15 protein-coding genes and 4 pseudogenes are annotated in these 16,158 nt (G+C 37.1%); 10 read left to right on the top strand and 9 right to left on the bottom strand.

The features are described from left to right. Window positions 1-3: 3 nt before the first annotated feature. Window positions 4-1,116: pseudogene (locus CYG50_RS20000) on the bottom strand (IS3 family transposase). Between the two features lie 426 nt (window positions 1,117-1,542). Continuing rightward, a complete protein-coding gene (locus tag CYG50_RS20005) occupies window positions 1,543-2,496 on the bottom strand; it encodes a zinc-binding dehydrogenase (protein ID WP_102140581.1) in 954 nt (317 codons plus the stop codon). Between the two features lie 381 nt (window positions 2,497-2,877). Between CYG50_RS20005 and CYG50_RS20010 the strand changes: the two genes are divergently transcribed. Continuing rightward, window positions 2,878-3,144 carry a DUF2798 domain-containing protein gene (locus CYG50_RS20010; RefSeq protein ID WP_102140582.1) on the top strand — a complete coding sequence of 89 codons (267 nt, stop codon included), beginning with the start codon at window positions 2,878-2,880 and terminating at the stop codon, window positions 3,142-3,144. 367 nt (window positions 3,145-3,511) lie between these two features. Here CYG50_RS20010 and CYG50_RS20020 read toward each other — a convergent pair. The 4 genes and pseudogenes from CYG50_RS20020 to CYG50_RS20035 form a co-directional block, all read right to left on the bottom strand. After that, a pseudogene (locus tag CYG50_RS20020) lies at window positions 3,512-3,722 on the bottom strand (transposase); the annotation flags it as partial. A 353-nt stretch (window positions 3,723-4,075) separates the two neighbouring features. Then, on the bottom strand, window positions 4,076-4,468 hold the full coding sequence (locus tag CYG50_RS20025) for a branched-chain amino acid transport AzlD family protein (protein WP_102140583.1): 393 nt from the start codon (window positions 4,466-4,468) through the stop codon (window positions 4,076-4,078). After that, window positions 4,366-5,097: an AzlC family ABC transporter permease gene (locus CYG50_RS20030; RefSeq protein WP_102140584.1), complete on the bottom strand. Its 732-nt coding sequence runs from the start codon at window positions 5,095-5,097 to the stop codon at window positions 4,366-4,368. The genes CYG50_RS20025 and CYG50_RS20030 overlap by 103 nt, the downstream gene beginning before the upstream one ends. 388 nt (window positions 5,098-5,485) lie before the next feature. Beyond that, the gene (locus tag CYG50_RS20035) at window positions 5,486-5,788 is read right to left on the bottom strand and encodes an ArsR/SmtB family transcription factor (RefSeq protein ID WP_102140585.1); all 303 of its coding nucleotides are present in this window, start codon (window positions 5,786-5,788) and stop codon (window positions 5,486-5,488) included. 275 nt (window positions 5,789-6,063) lie between these two features. Here CYG50_RS20035 and CYG50_RS20040 point away from each other — a divergent pair, with 275 nt between their 5' ends. Next, window positions 6,064-6,396 carry a winged helix-turn-helix transcriptional regulator gene (locus CYG50_RS20040; protein ID WP_102140586.1) on the top strand — a complete coding sequence of 111 codons (333 nt, stop codon included), beginning with the start codon at window positions 6,064-6,066 and terminating at the stop codon, window positions 6,394-6,396. Window positions 6,397-6,423: 27 nt separating this feature from the next. Here the strand turns inward: CYG50_RS20040 and CYG50_RS20045 are convergent, their stop codons facing one another. Beyond that, window positions 6,424-7,002 carry a CGNR zinc finger domain-containing protein gene (locus CYG50_RS20045; RefSeq protein ID WP_102140587.1) on the bottom strand — a complete coding sequence of 193 codons (579 nt, stop codon included), beginning with the start codon at window positions 7,000-7,002 and terminating at the stop codon, window positions 6,424-6,426. A 90-nt stretch (window positions 7,003-7,092) separates the two neighbouring features. Here CYG50_RS20045 and CYG50_RS20050 point away from each other — a divergent pair. The 3 genes and pseudogenes from CYG50_RS20050 to CYG50_RS22940 all read left to right on the top strand — a co-directional run. After that, window positions 7,093-7,284 (top strand): annotated as a pseudogene (locus tag CYG50_RS20050) (alpha/beta fold hydrolase); the annotation flags it as partial. Between the two features lie 588 nt (window positions 7,285-7,872). Then, window positions 7,873-8,907: a virulence RhuM family protein gene (locus CYG50_RS20055; protein ID WP_102140588.1), complete on the top strand. Its 1,035-nt coding sequence runs from the start codon at window positions 7,873-7,875 to the stop codon at window positions 8,905-8,907. A gap of 72 nt (window positions 8,908-8,979) precedes the next feature. Beyond that, a complete protein-coding gene (locus CYG50_RS22940; protein ID WP_168222873.1) occupies window positions 8,980-9,141 on the top strand; it encodes a hypothetical protein in 162 nt (53 codons plus the stop codon). Between the two features lie 143 nt (window positions 9,142-9,284). Here CYG50_RS22940 and CYG50_RS20060 read toward each other — a convergent pair whose 3' ends face one another. Beyond that, window positions 9,285-10,184 carry a LysR family transcriptional regulator gene (locus tag CYG50_RS20060; protein ID WP_202981447.1) on the bottom strand — a complete coding sequence of 300 codons (900 nt, stop codon included), beginning with the start codon at window positions 10,182-10,184 and terminating at the stop codon, window positions 9,285-9,287. A gap of 126 nt (window positions 10,185-10,310) precedes the next feature. Between CYG50_RS20060 and CYG50_RS20065 the strand changes: the two genes are divergently transcribed. Next, window positions 10,311-11,513, top strand: a complete 1,203-nt coding sequence (locus CYG50_RS20065) for an MFS transporter (RefSeq protein WP_102140590.1) — start codon at window positions 10,311-10,313, stop codon at window positions 11,511-11,513. A gap of 67 nt (window positions 11,514-11,580) precedes the next feature. Further along, window positions 11,581-12,685, top strand: a pseudogene (locus CYG50_RS20070) (alpha/beta hydrolase). 231 nt (window positions 12,686-12,916) lie between these two features. Here CYG50_RS20070 and CYG50_RS20075 read toward each other — a convergent pair. Then, the gene (locus tag CYG50_RS20075) at window positions 12,917-13,279 is read right to left on the bottom strand and encodes a YibL family ribosome-associated protein (RefSeq protein ID WP_102140591.1); all 363 of its coding nucleotides are present in this window, start codon (window positions 13,277-13,279) and stop codon (window positions 12,917-12,919) included. Between the two features lie 329 nt (window positions 13,280-13,608). Here CYG50_RS20075 and CYG50_RS20080 point away from each other — a divergent pair, with 329 nt between their 5' ends. The 3 genes from CYG50_RS20080 to CYG50_RS20090 all read left to right on the top strand — a co-directional run bounded on the left by CYG50_RS20080 (window position 13,609) and on the right by CYG50_RS20090 (window position 16,142). Then, on the top strand, window positions 13,609-14,166 hold the full coding sequence (locus CYG50_RS20080) for a tyrosine-type DNA invertase (protein WP_102140592.1): 558 nt from the start codon (window positions 13,609-13,611) through the stop codon (window positions 14,164-14,166). 940 nt (window positions 14,167-15,106) lie between these two features. After that, window positions 15,107-15,496: a helix-turn-helix domain-containing protein gene (locus CYG50_RS20085; RefSeq protein ID WP_102140593.1), complete on the top strand. Its 390-nt coding sequence runs from the start codon at window positions 15,107-15,109 to the stop codon at window positions 15,494-15,496. A gap of 82 nt (window positions 15,497-15,578) precedes the next feature. Beyond that, on the top strand, window positions 15,579-16,142 hold the full coding sequence (locus tag CYG50_RS20090; RefSeq protein WP_102140594.1) for a fimbrial protein: 564 nt from the start codon (window positions 15,579-15,581) through the stop codon (window positions 16,140-16,142). Window positions 16,143-16,158 lie beyond the last annotated feature (16 nt).

A 16,158-nucleotide genomic window follows, 5' to 3' on the forward strand; every position in this document is an offset into this window, starting at 1 on the left:
CCTTTAATTGAGACACACCAATTTAGAGTTTTTTAACTGTTGACGATAGGCCTCCGGTGGGAGGTGATTTAAACTTTCGTGAGTTCGATTTTGGTTATAATCTTGCAGCCAAAACCACGCTAATTCTCGCACTTGGCTTAACGATTCAAATAAATACGCATTTAAAAACTCACGACGGAACGAACCATTAAAACGCTCGATAAACCCATTTTGCTGCGGTTTTCCCGGTTGAATATGGCACAGTAAAATTTGGTTATCTTCACAATAATTCAATAAGTTAACTGAAATGAGTTCAGGACCATTATCGAATCGGATCTGTTTCGGCAACCCTCTTTCGGCTTTTAAACGATCAAGCAACCTGATGACGCGTTCAGCCGGTAATGACGTATCAACCTCAATCGCCAAGCATTCACGCGTTCCTTCATCAATAATGTTGAGAGTTCTGAAGCGCTTACCGCAATATAAACTGTCGTGCATAAAATCCAATGCCCATTGAATATTTGGGAATTTTTCAATCACTAATGGCCTTTTTGATGTATCGGAAGTACTTTTTTACCCCGTCGTTTCAGGTTTAATCCTAATCGACAATAAACGCGATAAATTCGTTTATGATTAAAAGGATAGCCTTGAAATCTCAGTCGAAAATAGCATTTCCAGAATCCCGATTGTGGTGATTTCGCTAACACCGATTGTATGGCATCGATCATTACTTGATCTTTTTTACGCCAATCTATTTGCTGATGGTAAAACGTGGCTCGTGACAACGACGTTAGCTTACAAGCCTTAATGACTTGATTGATAAGCCTGCCTCTTTTAATGATTGAGCACAGGATCTCTTTTCAGCCACTACCAACCCTTTTTTGCGAAAAGCTCCTTCATCGCGTGGTTTTCAAGGCTAACTTCCGCAAAGAGCTTTTTCAGTTTCGCATTTTTATCTTCAAGTTCTTTTAATCGTCTAATATCATTAGCTTCCATGTCACCATACTTTGATTTCCAATTATAATAAGTGGCGTTGCTGATCCCATTTTGGCGGCAAATATCGTCCTCTTTCATACCAGAATCAGCGAGTTTTAAAATATTAACGATTTGAGTTTCAGTAAAACGGGCTTCCTTCATCATGACCTCTGCAATTTTTAAGGCAGAAAATCTAATTATAGCTATCTAATTTTAGAGAAACTGAACGGTTATATTTAAAACATCAACCTTCTAAGGCTCATCTAGATGCTCTATTAAGTTGATTCATGTTTATGTATCTGACTATTTACAATAGGAAACCAAGCAAGATCTTGCATGTTGATTGTGGTTAATAAACTATTTGAAAGTGAGCCTTTCTATATACCCGATAAGAAATAATATCATTTTAGATGATGAAGTCATTCAAAAGATGCCTAAAAATAAGAGTCTCATATTGACGTTTATGATTAGAATCCAGTGCTTATATAGCGTGATGTATCTGAAATTTTTATATTAGCTACGGTATGGTTCATAAACTAAATATTTAGTTTATGAACCATACAATTTTAATATTATTTTATGAATCAATTAGCCATTTATTGCAATGGCTATTTTACCTTTTCTTGTACCAGCTTCAATTAAATCATGAGCCGCAACAATATCGGTTAGCATCATAGTTCGCTCTAATATAGGTTTGATACCACCTTTATCGATGACATCTGCCATATCTGCCAACCTTCTAGCTGATTGAGTCGTAAATACAAAATGAATTTCACCGTTAGCTGACCAACCATTAATCAAGTTTTGCGGTGTTGACATATCGACAATAGAAACAATTTTTCCTGCATGTGCTAGCAAAGCAAGACTGTTTTCTATGGTTTTTTGACCTACAGTATCTAATATAATATCGAAGCCGTTAGGATGGTCATTATAAATTTTCTCGTATAAACCAGCACTCTTATAATCATAGTACTGGTCAGCGCCCAATTGCTTTACAAATCCTTCATTTGTATTATTACAGGTAGTAACCACATGAGCACCAAAATATTTAGCAATTTGTAGAGCATAAACACCAACACCACCACTTCCACCATGAATTAGAACGTTATCACCCGCTTTTAAACGCCCCCTTTCGACTAAACATTCCCAAGCAGTCCCCGCAGATAAAGGTAGTGTAGCAGCCTCTTCAAAAGTGATTGTTGCTGGCTTTTTAGCTATAATTGCCGCTTTCTCAATATGATGGGTAGCATAACTACCTTCATTTTCAAGCAATCTTGGCACATAGTAAACTTCATCACCAACATTTAAGTTTTGGACGTGTTTGCCTACTGCTTCAATAATTCCCGCGCAATCTACACCTAATTTTGCAGGTAACGAAATAGCATCTTTATAGTCACCACGGCGAGTTTGAATATCTACTGGGTTTATGGATGTAGCTTTTATTTTAACAAGTACTTCATCATCTTTCGGCTTCGGTGTTGATTGCTCAACCAGCTCCATAACCTGTGATGCACCGAATTGTTTAATAATTACCGCTTTCATTTTAATCTCCATGTTTGAGTTAAAATGCAGTGTATACATATATGATTCTTTATATAAGTACGCACAATTTTGTAATGTAGTATCATTTTGTATACCGAAAAGATAACTAAATAAATGATGATAGCCTTTATAGATATATAATTATCTCTTGCTTTTGACTTCCCTTATTCTGTCTCAGCAGATACGATTTTGAATTATCAGGGTTAAAAAAACATTGCGGTATTGAGAATAAATTGCACTTGACAAATGCAATCAGACTCATAGAATTGCATCATCAACGGTCAATTCTCTGACCCGTAAGCGTTTACGTTAATCAACGCATGTAACTTTGTAAATTACAACGGTTATGTGTTGTTGTGTCGTCACTATACGGAGTCATCTATGTCTTTTCAGGACAAAAATTATATTTTAGGTTTTCCTAAGCTGCCTCAGCGTGCGTTAATCTTTCTGGTTCCTTTTTTCTTATCGCTGGTGATGAGCGGTATTGTTTCTTTTATCAGTACGGTCAAAGCACTGGGCTTTTCCTGGCAACTGGTTTCCCCGTGGCTGACATCATGGAGTATATCTTGGGCTATTGCTTTTCCGACAGTCTTATTTGTTCTGCCGTTTGCCCGTAAATTATCGCTGTTACTGGTCAGAAGCTCATAATTACAAAACCTGACTCACCAGTCATTGCCGAAATTTTTTTCCTTTTCCAGTAATCATCATTTCACGATAGCCCGGTGTGCGGGCCTGCCAGCTCTGTTGCTCACAACAGGTTCGGGCCTATAGTAAATGTACTGGTGCGGGGGGATTTTTGGATAGCGGCTGTTACCTGAATCTAGGTAAGATTAATCATTTATTCGATAACTTCAGTCATGTTTAATCCGGAAAGCTGATAGTAGTGATGACGCCCCTACGGTATACAGATGATTAGTTTTCCGGTGACCAATTTTGCCAGATACGCGCTGGCCATTGACAACTATGGCTAGTCAATGGCATCCAACTTCTCGCAGGAAAGTAATCTGTTCTGTCAGAACCGCTCGAAAACGCCGGCCTTACAGTACTCCTGGAAGCGGCGATTGGCAGAGTTTGATCAGCAAATGCTTGTTGCATTCAGGGCATGCCACTGACAACCTGTTCTGAGCACACGAATAAAATCGCGTTCACTGTGGCACGATTATCCACGCGCTTGCGGTGTGTCCCTAGCGGGTGATGAATTTTGTTCTCTGGGAGTGTGTAGCCATTTTTCCCCAGAGATCACTGCTAATTCGTCACTTTCTGCTTGTCATATTTCGACATCAGGAATTATTTTAACTAAGTGTACGATAATTCCTTTTAGGATAAGTTCTAAAAATAATATTAATCCGCATGAGCTTTAAGTTTCCCTATACAAGCCAGGTTAATTATTCTGGAATAATATTGCATAGATTTTTAATGGATATCTAAAATATTTTATTTCTAATTCTTAGCTATTACTGTAACTCTCCGATTGAGCATATTTTTTAGTTTATATTTAGGTGATAGATATTTTACAATACAATAGAGAAACGACACATTTCATGAATGGTACTGTATTTCTATTCATGAAATATATTTATTAAAATAGCCCACGTAAAACAGCAGTTGATACGACACTAATAATTACCACCGGTAATAAGGAAAAACGTGATGTAGCCACAATTGATATTACAAGTGCTAACAAATTTACTGGGGACGAAGTAGCAAAATATGGAGTGATTACAGTCAACAGTACACAGCCCGGAACAGCTTCGATAATTTGCTGTATTTTCGGGCTCAGATTACGATTACGTAGAATTATATAACCAGCGCAACGGATCGCAAAAGTACTGAAAGCCATTAGTAAGATAGTGAATAAAACTTGTAAACTCAATTCTTGTCTCCCATCAGAAGTATTGTAGCGAATCCAGCGGCCACTCCAACAGGTACATATAAGGCATTTGAAATAAATTGGTATGTTACGGTAGCACATATTAGGCTGACAACCCATGGTATTGATGCTCTAAGGCCCTTCCACATCCCCTTGAGTAAGACAAAAAAAACAGCAGGAAATGCCATATCGAAGCCCCAAGTAGTGATATCACCCAACATAGGTCCAACGATTACTCCAGCTATTGTTGAAATGGCCCAAGTCAACCACATAGCTCCAGCTAAACCTATATAAAACCAGCCACTAAATGGAGTTAGACCACTCGCTTTTCTGCGAGCTGCATCGGCCATTCCCAATGCCCAACTTTCATCACTCATAGCGAACAGTGTAGGGAGCGCTTTTTTTGGCGGTAAATGGTAAATTAATGGTGCAAAGGTAATGCCCATGATTAGATAACGACTATTTACCAGTATCGTGATCAGGACGATTGTTAGTATATTGGGCATTGGTGACCATATCGGCATAACCGCGAATTCAGAACCACCTCCAAAGTTGAGACCTGTCATCATTCCCATTTCTAGTGGGGATATCCCTTTTTGTGCGGCCTGTGTTCCTAGAAGCAAACCAAAAGGAATATAACCAATTAATACTGGCAATGCATAGATAAGTCCCCGATATATTTCTTTCACTATTGAAGCATAAGAGTTACTATACAGTTTATTTTTAAGCATATGATAACCTTAATGAATATAATTTTTTGCTCAACCAACTGATTAGTCTGTATACGGTAAATAATCATTAATTAAGTTTTTAGTTGTGAAATAATTTGAACTATTGTTTATTGAAGTACCCACTAAAATACTACAAGCAAATATAAAAATTTTTTTGCCAAGTCATCTGCGGTAAAAGATAAACGGATAGAATATTTATCCATTCCTTAAACGAATCCCATACTGCTCTCATTATTTTCAATACACTAAAAATTCAATAATATTATAGTGTTATCCTGTTTAAATCATACGAACTTGGGAGTATTTAATAACTTAATGGTTTGTTCATTATCACTTTTTGTAGAAGCAAATATCGAGATATTTCGATATCTGGATTTTAAAATGTAAATTACAATTCCTCTTTAATAAGCTCAGCTAACGAACTGATATTTGCTTCATTCCGCTTATAGTAAGTCCACTGACCTATTCGCCTAACTTCAACTAAACCCGCTCGTTGCAGAGTTGCAAGATAATCAGACACTGTTGACTGTGATAACCCAACATATTCCTGAATACTACTAACACAAACTCCTACAGTGTTAAAATCGCCTTCATCCTGTGGAGGGAAATTTTTTTCAGGCTCCTTTAAACCATTCAAAATTTCAAGACGAGTCGAGTTCGCAAGAGCTTTAAATATTTTCAATAGATCCATGATATAAAATGCCTTGAATAGATTTATGATGTATCATGATATCGATATTTACCGATATGTCAATATGAAATGTATAAGGCTTGGTGTAAAAGTCAAGGAGGTGATTTAAAATCAATTTCTTACTTATAAGCGCTATTATTATTGGAAAGAATTTGGATATTGGCATTGCAATCTTTATTGTTGGGTTCAAAAAAGATTTATATAGAGAATATCCTTTACATAATTAAACGGCATTTATAATGTATAGTCTTTTTGTATATCAATGGAGAAATCGAATGAATTATGATGAACCTTATGGGTGTTCCGTTACCACTACCTTGAAAGTTATTGGGGGTAGATGGAAACCAATAATTTTATTTCATTTACTCGAAAATGAAACTTGTCGGTTTAACGCATTAAAAAGGATGATCAATGGCATTACACAGCGAATGCTAACAATGCAACTTAAAGAGCTAGTTGAGGATGGTATAGTGACGAGAACAGTATTCGAAATTGTCCCTCCACATGTTGAATATTCCCTTACTGAATATGGAAATACATTAACCCCTTTGTTGATTTTGATGAGAGACTGGGGAGCCAAACACGCCGAAAGAGGTGAAACTCAGTAAACTGAGGTGCTAATTAACACCTCAATTTTATTGTTTTTTCTTACGCTCTCTAAATGCAGCAACTTTCATACGGTTTCCACATGTTGACATACTACACCAGCGGCGACGGTGAGATTTAGTTAAATCTAAAAAATATAAGACGCAGTCGGATGCTTCACATTGCCGAATGTATTGCATGTTTTCATGAGTAAGTAAGTACAACATTGAACTAATAACAGGCTCTAATATTGAGAGAGAGCTTTTAACTCGGCATTTTTTTAGCAGTATGAATTTTTTATTATCATTATCCCAATCTAATTGTTCGAGAAATTGAACTTCATCTAAGAGATGGTTAAACGCTGACAACTTGGGGGGCTGACCATTGAGTAATTGGTCAATAATATTTTTTAGTTCCGTCCTTAATTGCTTGGAAATTACCATTAAATCTATAGGTATGACATTAGGTGACTCCTTTAATTGCCCCACTTGTTCTAGCCAACTTATAACACTTTGATTATTAGCCAAAACATCTTTATCTATCCCATTCTCACTATACTGGGTATTTATAAAATCTAGTGCTACATTTCCTGAAAGAAATAGCGGAGAAGCCTGAATGGTATTTGGCATAGCTTAACCTAACCTGAAAAATGTATTTGACAGGTTACATTAAAAGATCGTAACCTTCAAATCTGATTTTAATGGTTACGTGAGGTTGTTATGAAAATAAAACCAAATACAGAATTGCAAAGTCATTATCGATATGAGCAAGTAGGGGATATGAATATTTTTTATCGCGAAGCTGGAAGTCCAAGCAATAAAAAAGTATTGTTACTTCATGGCTTTGCAGCATCATCTTTTATGTTCCGTAATTTAATTCCACAACTAGCAGCAAAATATCATGTTATCTCCGCCAAACGCAGTCTCTGAATTTCTCCTAAAATCTACATTTTCCTTTTAAATCAATAAGATTAATCATCTCGGAGTCTGTCTGATTCTCCCCATGTTTACTGGTTTATACCCCTGTTTGGGGGCAAAATTGGGGGCATAATTTTTCCCTATTTTTTGGATGCCCCCACGATGAAGCCTTACGCCCGCCAGGTAGCGGCCTCAAGGCCAATGGTAACCCCCTATAAAATGACCGATGGAGGGGGGCGAGGTTAACACCAATGGATCGAAGGCTTCTGTTTGTTCGTTGTTTGCTAAACTCGTGTACGTGAGATAAGTTATCGAGAGCATAAGTCAAAGGTGAGCGAGTTTATATTCGTTCAATTAATAGCATTGTGATGATATTAAACTGAATAAAGCGCCGTGGGTAATGACTGAAAAAATGCATGAATATTTTTCTTGCAAAGAAAGAATATAGATAATAGTAGTATATTGTTTTTTCATAAAATAATGTGCTTGCTACCTATTTGCTGGTGGCCTTATTTTTTTGTTAAATATGCTATATTGTTGTTCATATTTTATGCATAACGTATAGAGAGCGGAGGCAATTTGATGAGCGACAATCTTCCTGAAGCACCACAGGGCGAATTTGTTTTGTTCCGCAGTGAAGATGGCCAAACTCACGTTGAATGCCGCTTTGAGTCTGATACGCTGTGGTTATCTCAGGCATCCATTGCTGAACTGTATGGAAAAGATGTTCGTACAATTAACGAACATCTTGTTAATATTTTTTCTGAAGGGGAACTTGCTCAAAACGCAACCATCCGGAAATTCCGGATAGTTCGATTAGAGGGAAATCGTCAGGTCTCCAGAGAGATCGACCATTATAGCTTACCTGCCATTCTTGCTGTCGGTTACCGTGTCCGTTCGGTTCGCGGTACACAGTTTCGTCAATGGGCAACGCAAATACTGGAGCAGTATCTGGTCAAAGGGTTTGTGATGGATGATGAACGACTGAAGAACCCGCCTGTCGGTCAGTCAGTCGTGCCTGATTACTTTGATGAGATGCTCGAACGCATCCGTGATATTCGCGCCAGTGAGCGACGTGTGTATTTACGGGTGAAAGATATATTCACTATGGCAGCGGATTACGAGCCTTCCAATAAAGAAACCAATCGTTTCTTCCAAACCATTCAAAACAAACTGCATTTTGCTTGTACTGGCATGACTGCTGCTGAGCTTATAGCCAGTCGTGCAGATGCTAGCCAGCCGGATATGGGCTTAACCAGCTATAAGTCGGACGAAGTTCGTAAAACGGATGTGACGATTGCGAAGAATTATCTACGTGAAAATGAGCTCAAAGAATTAAACCGTATCGTCAATATGTGGCTCGACTTTGCCGAAGACCAAGCACTGCGCCGTAAGCAAGTTTTCTTACAGGATTGGGATACCAAGCTGGATCAGTTTTTAAGTTTCAATGAGCGTGAAGTTTTGCAGGGTGCTAGTGGAATTAGTAAGAAAATTGCTGACGAAAAAGCCAAAGAAATGTTTGATATTTATGCTCAAAAGCGTCGCCAATTAAAAGAAGCTGAAGGGGCAAGGGCGAATATTGCGGCGTTGAAAGACTTATTGAAAAAAAGTAAATAAAAGAAGCCGCTTGCTAGTTTTTGCGTAATGTTTTGCTCCCTAGTCTTTTATCAGGATAACTAAGGGGTTGAAGTGGGTAAGTCACACACACAAGCTTATGAATCATTCAAGCTGTTGGAAGAACAAAAATATGAAACAAGGGCAACTCATATTTTCGATTGTGAACCAAGTTTGGCAGTATTTTTGTTATTGATTGCCTCAACTCAGGACTCCCTAAAAGGATCGATTTTTTAACTAAAAAAGAATAGTGATGTACAGAAGAATAGAGGAAAGAAATGATTGTTTCTAAAAACCTATCACTCAAAAGCCAATCTGGGGGCATTAATGGGGGTACTGCTATTTAGCCAACTCCATAAACTCATTTAATATCAACGCCATTACCCACATAGTGCGACTCCTTTGTTCCGATACCTTATTGCTTCTACAAAAGCCATAAAAGCGGGTGAGGATTGGCGACGGTTTGGGTAATACAGATGGAAACCTTCAAAGTAAGGGCTATAATCGATTAATACAGCCTGTAACTTACCCTCGGCAATATAAGGCTCTGCTAAATGTTCAGGAATATAGGCTATTCCCATTCCATCAAGTGCTGCATTTAACTGGTGTAGTGTACTATTGAAAACGAGTTGCCCATCCACCTTTATACTCGTTGTACGGCCATCTTGTTTAAATTCCCATGCATAAATAGCCCCCGCAGCACGATGGCGAATATTGATACATTGATGTTCAGATAAGTCGTTAGGAAATAAAGGCTTAGGGTGCTGTTTAAAATAGTCCGGTGAAGCGACAGCAATTAAGCGCCAATCTGGCCCAATGCGAACTGCTATCATGTCTTTATTGATATCATCGCCAATTCGAATTCCTGCATCGAAACGCTCTTCAACAATGTTTGTAAAACCATAGTCCACATATATTTCTATTGTGATATCAGGATATTTTTGTAAAAAATTATTCAATATTGGTCGAATATAAATTTCTATTTGGTCATCGGTACAACTTAAGCGAATAGTTCCTCTAGGGCTGTCTCGTAACTCACTTAATGCATTAAGTTCAATATCAATCTGTTCAAATAATGGGTGGATGGCATTCATTAGCTGTGCGCCAGCCTCTGTCACTGAAACATTTCGGGTTGTTCTTGCGAGAAGCCGGATCCCTAAGCGTTCTTCCAAAAGTCGTATTGTATGGCTCAATGCTGAAGGCGTCACACCCAGTCTTGCGGCCGCTTTTGTAAAACTTTGCTCTTGAGCAATGATAAGAAAAGCGTGCAAGTCATTCATTTTACCTTTCATAATTAATGAATTTTTCTCACAAGTTTATGAAGATTATACCCACTAATTAAATTATTACCTGTATGACATGATGATGTCCATTAAATATCGTAGGTACATAGGCGAATATAACTGATGGATAATGTCATTTTTCAAAAGCGAAATTTTCCTGAAAGAGCGAATTGGAGTGCAGTTTTTGCCATGACGCTATGTGTTTTTGTATTGATTGCCTCAGAATTTATGCCTGTGAGCTTGTTAACGCCGTTAGCGCTTGATTTTCAGGTAACTGAAGGCATGGCAGGACAAGGTATTACGATCTCAGGAATATTTGCTGTCATAACGAGTTTATTTATTTCTGCGCTGACTCGTCATTTAAATCGTAAAACTTTATTGCTCGGGCTCGCGTTCTTAATGGGGCTGTCAGGTGCAATGATTGCTTTGGCTCCTAATTATTATGTTTATATGGTTGGCCGTGCGCTAATCGGTGTTGTTGTTGGCGGTTTTTGGTCTATGTCTGCCGCGATAGCAATGCGCCTTGTACCGATAGATCAAGTTCCTAAGGCACTGGCTATTTTCAATAGCGGCAATGCACTAGCAACGGTTATTGCTGCACCTTTAGGGGCTTATTTAGGCTCAACTATTGGGTGGAGAGGGGCATTTTTAGGCTTAGTACCTATCGCGATTGCAACTATTGTGTGGTTATGGGTGAGTTTACCCTCAATGCCAACTGCTCCGAATAGTCATCAAAATACGCCTCAGATTCTCAGTATTTTTAGCTTTTTTAAATACCGGGTTGTCACACTGGGTATGCTTGCTATCGGTCTATTTTTTATGGGGCAATTTACCTTATTTACCTATGTGCGCCCTTTTCTTGAGACCGTGGTAAAAGTCGATATCTCGATGGTGACATTTATCTTGTTACTTATTGGTATTACTGGATTTATCGGAACTTTACTGATTAATCGTGTATTAAAAATAGGGTTCTATCAAATATTAATCACGATTCCATTATTGATGGCCAGTATTGCTGTATCACTTATTTTCTTTGGCTATTCCACTCTTGCTGCCACCGTATTATTGAGTCTTTGGGGGTTTATCGCGACTGCCGCGCCTGTTGGTTGGTGGAGCTGGATACCTCGAATATTTTCAAATAACACAGAAGCAGGAGGGGGGTTGATGGTCGCAGTGATCCAACTTTCCATTGCCTCAGGTGCTTCGGTGGGAGGCATAGTATTTGATTTGATGGGCTATGAAAGTACTTTTGCAATCAGTGCGTTATTTCTTGTAGTTGCAGCAATACTTGTTCAGTGCACAGCAAAGGCTGAAAAGGAAACATAACCCATGGGCTGGAATATTACCAAAACAAGCGGTGATAGAGCTTTTCCAAAGAAATGACTAAAAGAGGATGTACATTATGGATCATGAACGTAGAGATTTATTGAAATTAACGGGGGCAAGTATTGCTGTTGCAGGTATGGCATCGATAATTACAGCGCCAGTATTAGCGCAACCAAATACAAATTTCAGTGAGCTATGGGATAAAACCTTTGTAAAAAGTGATAAGGTTGAACATAAAAAAGTCACATTCAAAAATCGTTATGGTTTAGCCTTAGTCGGAGATTTATATCAACCTAAACATAGTGGTGGATTATTTTCTGCGATTGTATTGAGTGGTCCATTTGGCGCAGTAAAAGAGCAGTCTTCGGGGTTGTATGCGCAAACATTAGCAGAGCGTGGTTTTATTACTCTCGCATTTGATCCCTCTTTTACGGGGGAAAGTGGTGGTGAGCCTCGAAATGTTGCTTCTGCGGATATCAATACGGAAGATTTTAGTGCGGCTGTTGATTTTTTAGGTCTACAGCCAAATGTTGACCGGGGTGCTAGCTATTTGTGGATTAAGTGGTATGGCTTTAACCGCAGCGAGTAGCGATTCACGTATTAAAGCCGTAGCGACGGCATCAATGTACGATATGTCTCGCAGTATTAGCCGCGGGTACCAAGATAGTTACACCATTGAAGAACGACATAAAGTGATTGATTATCTTAGCCAGCAGCGCTGGAAAGATGCAAAAAATGGACACTATGCTTTAGGTTACCATGAGGTGCCATTCGATGAGGATGGCAATATTATCGAGGGGCAACGTGTTTTACCGGAGACTTTGCCAGAGAATGCACCGCCTGTATTAGTCGCATTTTTTGATTATTACCGTACTCCTCGAGGTTTTCATCCTCGTTCAATTAATTCAACAACCGCGTGGACAGCAACAACGCCTATATCTTTTTTTTATTTTCCAATGCATACCAATATTGAAATGATATCACCAAAACCAATTTTGCTGATTGCGGGGGAAAATGCACATTCTCGTTATTATTCAGAAGATGTGTACAAAGTGGCTTCAGAACCTAAAGAACTCTTGATTATTCCAAATGCTGATCATGTTGATTTATATGATAATCCAAGCAAGATCCCTTTCGATAAACTCACTGTTTTCTTTCAACAGAATTTATAAATATAGTAGCGCATTATTTTTTAGTAAAATAATGTGCTTGCTGTCAGTTACCGCGTTCGATCTGTTGGTGGCACTCAATTTCGCCAGTAGGTAATACAGAAACAGTATCTGATCAAAGGGGGGATGATTAACGGTTGAATTACTGGCTAGCGGTTCATAATCACGAAAAGTGTATTAAGAACCTTCCAGTATTCGTTAGGTATTGCAGACTTTAATTGGGATGATTTTTAACTAAAAATCAGTTTTAGCAAAACCCGTCATAACATCCAGTTCCATTTCACGGCCTAATGCCGTCATTGGATGGACGATTATTAAGCCTCGCACTGACTTTTTCAGTTTGCCAAGGTCGGCTTGTTCTTTCTTAGTGATGGGGCGCTTGAATGGCATATCTACAAGCTTTTGCGCTTCTTTGCTTAGTTTTTTGTTACGCAGCGCTTTCAGGCGAGCGATTTCAATTTCCAGTGTCGCTTTTTCTTTCTCTAGCTCTGAATGTTTTTCTACTTCACTCGTCAGCTGCATACTTGCCATCTGGTGACGAATAAGGTCTAAACGGTCGCTAAGAAGTTTAATTTGTGTTTTTTCAATTTCTTTCATTGTTCATTAACCGTGGATAAATTTCTTGCTGGCAAGTATACACTATTCTAGATAAGGGGGGAAAAGGGATACAGGCTAATGTTCATGTGAGGCTACCTTTATCGTTCATGCAATGAAAACAATATAACTACCTTATAAATCAATTTCCACTCAACTATTCATCATATTTCGTTTTTTATATCCTAGTGACATCATGATTAAGTTGTTGCATTTCGGTATCATCACTGACTTTTCTGACATATTATATTTAATTTTCTGGAAAATTATTATTTTTAGTTAATTTATCGTTGGTATATAGCGAAATATAATGAGGTATAGATGAGATCATAATGACTAAACGTAAATTTATTACACGTACAGAAGTTAATTCTTTATTGGATGCTACAAAGCAAGGTCGCTATCCTAATCGAGACTATTGCTTGTTATTAATGAGCTTTCTGCATGGATTAAGAGTTAGTGAGCTCACTCATATCACAATGGCTGATATTGATTTGGCGCAGAAAGTGATATTTATTAGGAGACTAAAAGGAGGGCTGTCTACCGTACAGCCTATAATCCCCGAAGAGTTTAATGCGATTGAAAAATGGCTAGTTGAAAGAGATTCTTGGAAAACAGCAGGGTCAGATTGTTTATTCATTTCACAAAAGGGAAGCCAAATTTCTCGTTATCAAATTTATCGCTTATTTGAGCAGTATGGGAAAATTGCAGGGCTTCCTGTAAAGCTTCATCCTCATATGCTAAGGCATGCATGCGGCTATGCTTTAGCTGATTTGGGTAGGGACACTCGATTAATCCAAGATTATTTAGGACATCGAAATATCGCCCATACTGTAATTTATACTGCTAGTAATGAAAAAAGATTTAGTGGTATTTGGTCGAATCAATAAGTAATTTAATGAGTTGTGTCAACATAAAGCTAACGCTAAACATAATAATATGAACTAAACATCAAGAATACCTCGGTTATTTAGGTGATTGATTTTATAAAACTGAGGTATTCTTATGCATATTAAGGGCAATGATTATTTTTAAACCCATAAATAGCATACTCAAATAATTTATTTTCCAGTCACTAAAAACAAAATTAGTTAATAATTTTATTTATTCTTTTTTTTTGAATTATCATGATTTAATTACTCAAATTAAGAGTGTCAGCAAATCACTTTCGTGGTTAACTAATTATTATCATATTTTAATCATTTTCTTCACAATAATAGTCTATTTTTGATTATCCAATAAAGCCGCTCTGTGAAACGGCACGATGTAAGTGAAATCATTTAGATGATAAATTCATATTTTTGGTTTTTGTAAGTTAAAAACCTTTAATTGATGTTTTAAAATACAGCAATATAAAATATAACAAAAAAATTAATCAATTATCAATAATAATCAATTAGATAAATAAAATACCTATGAAAATCAATGCATAATGCAACATAATAAATCAAAATGTTCAAATTACCTAATAAGTATAATTATCAGACTAACTAAAATCAAACAGCATAAAACTCTGTTGCTGCAATGCATTTTAGAGGTAATTATTAATTAATGTAAAAATTTGTCATTAACAACAAAAAGTTATCATTTATGATTTTTTTTGAAATAAAACCCACTAGTTAAATTATCTAATTTATCCAGTATAAAGTATAAATTAAAGATTTTAATCCTGACGATTCTTATATATAAAACAATTTACCTAAAACTCATTTAACGCAACATTTTGATTTATTTTGTTGCGTTTTTTTTTGCATTTCAAAAAATAAATTGTTTATTTTGCGAGCGGTTCTGATTGTTTTGCCACATTACATAAGGCTTTATTGGTGAGATATGAAAAGTAATAAATTAAAGACCAGTATAGATAGCTTTCAGAAAATACTAACTGAACAAATTGGCATGGAATTATCGCATCTTAGAAAAGAGAAAGGACTTAGTGGTAGTGATCTAGCTAAAAAATTAAATATATCACAACAACAAATATCTCGTTATGAAAGAGGAATATGTAGCATTAACTGTGGAATGCTATTTTCAATTTTATTCTATCTAGAAATTAGCCCAAGTGCATTTTTTGACAGTGTATCATTGAAAATAAATGAAAAAAACCCTAGTGCTAATTCATTTATTCATAATAGTGCATGTTTATCCGATGAAAAGGATAACTACCATTATATTTTTAATCGACAAACAGAAATTATTTTAAATTCTTTATACAGCAAATAGTTATTTTAAAAATAATAAATTCTAACTATGCCCTACATCATGTTGGGTAATCATCACGTTGTTATATATAAATGAGGTTCAAATGAAAAAAGTATTTTTAGCCGCACTAGTTTCTGCCGCTATTGCATCTCCAGCACTCGCTGATCAAGGGCATGGTAAAGTCACATTTAAAGGTGAAATCATCGATGCACCTTGCTCAATTAGTTCAGATTCTATTGACCAAACAGTATGGTTAGGCCAAATCGCTAACTCTGTTTTAGCGAATGGCGGTACTTCTAGCGCGAAGCAATTCAATATTGAATTGGAAGACTGTGTATTCCCGAAAGATGCAGATGATAAAGTGTACAACGATAAAGTGAGTATCACATTCTCTGGTTCTAGCGCTGCTTTCAACTCTAAATTACTTGGAGTAACAGGCTTAGACGCAACAGATACAACTATTGCTGGCAACGTGGGTATTCAATTAACGGATACTAATGGCGCAGCGTTAGATATGGGAGTTGCAACAGCTCAAGAACATCAATTACAAGCGGGTGATAATACATTACGTTATAGCGCTTATGTACAAGGTGCAAACGTTGCGGTTGATAAAATTCCATTAGGTAAATTCGAAGGCGTAACTAACTTTACCTTAACTTATAACTAATTGATTAGTTTAAGAG

Origin of the sequence: Providencia huaxiensis, from assembly GCF_002843235.3 — a bacterium.
GTDB classification, from domain to species: Bacteria; Pseudomonadota; Gammaproteobacteria; order Enterobacterales; family Enterobacteriaceae; genus Providencia; species Providencia huaxiensis.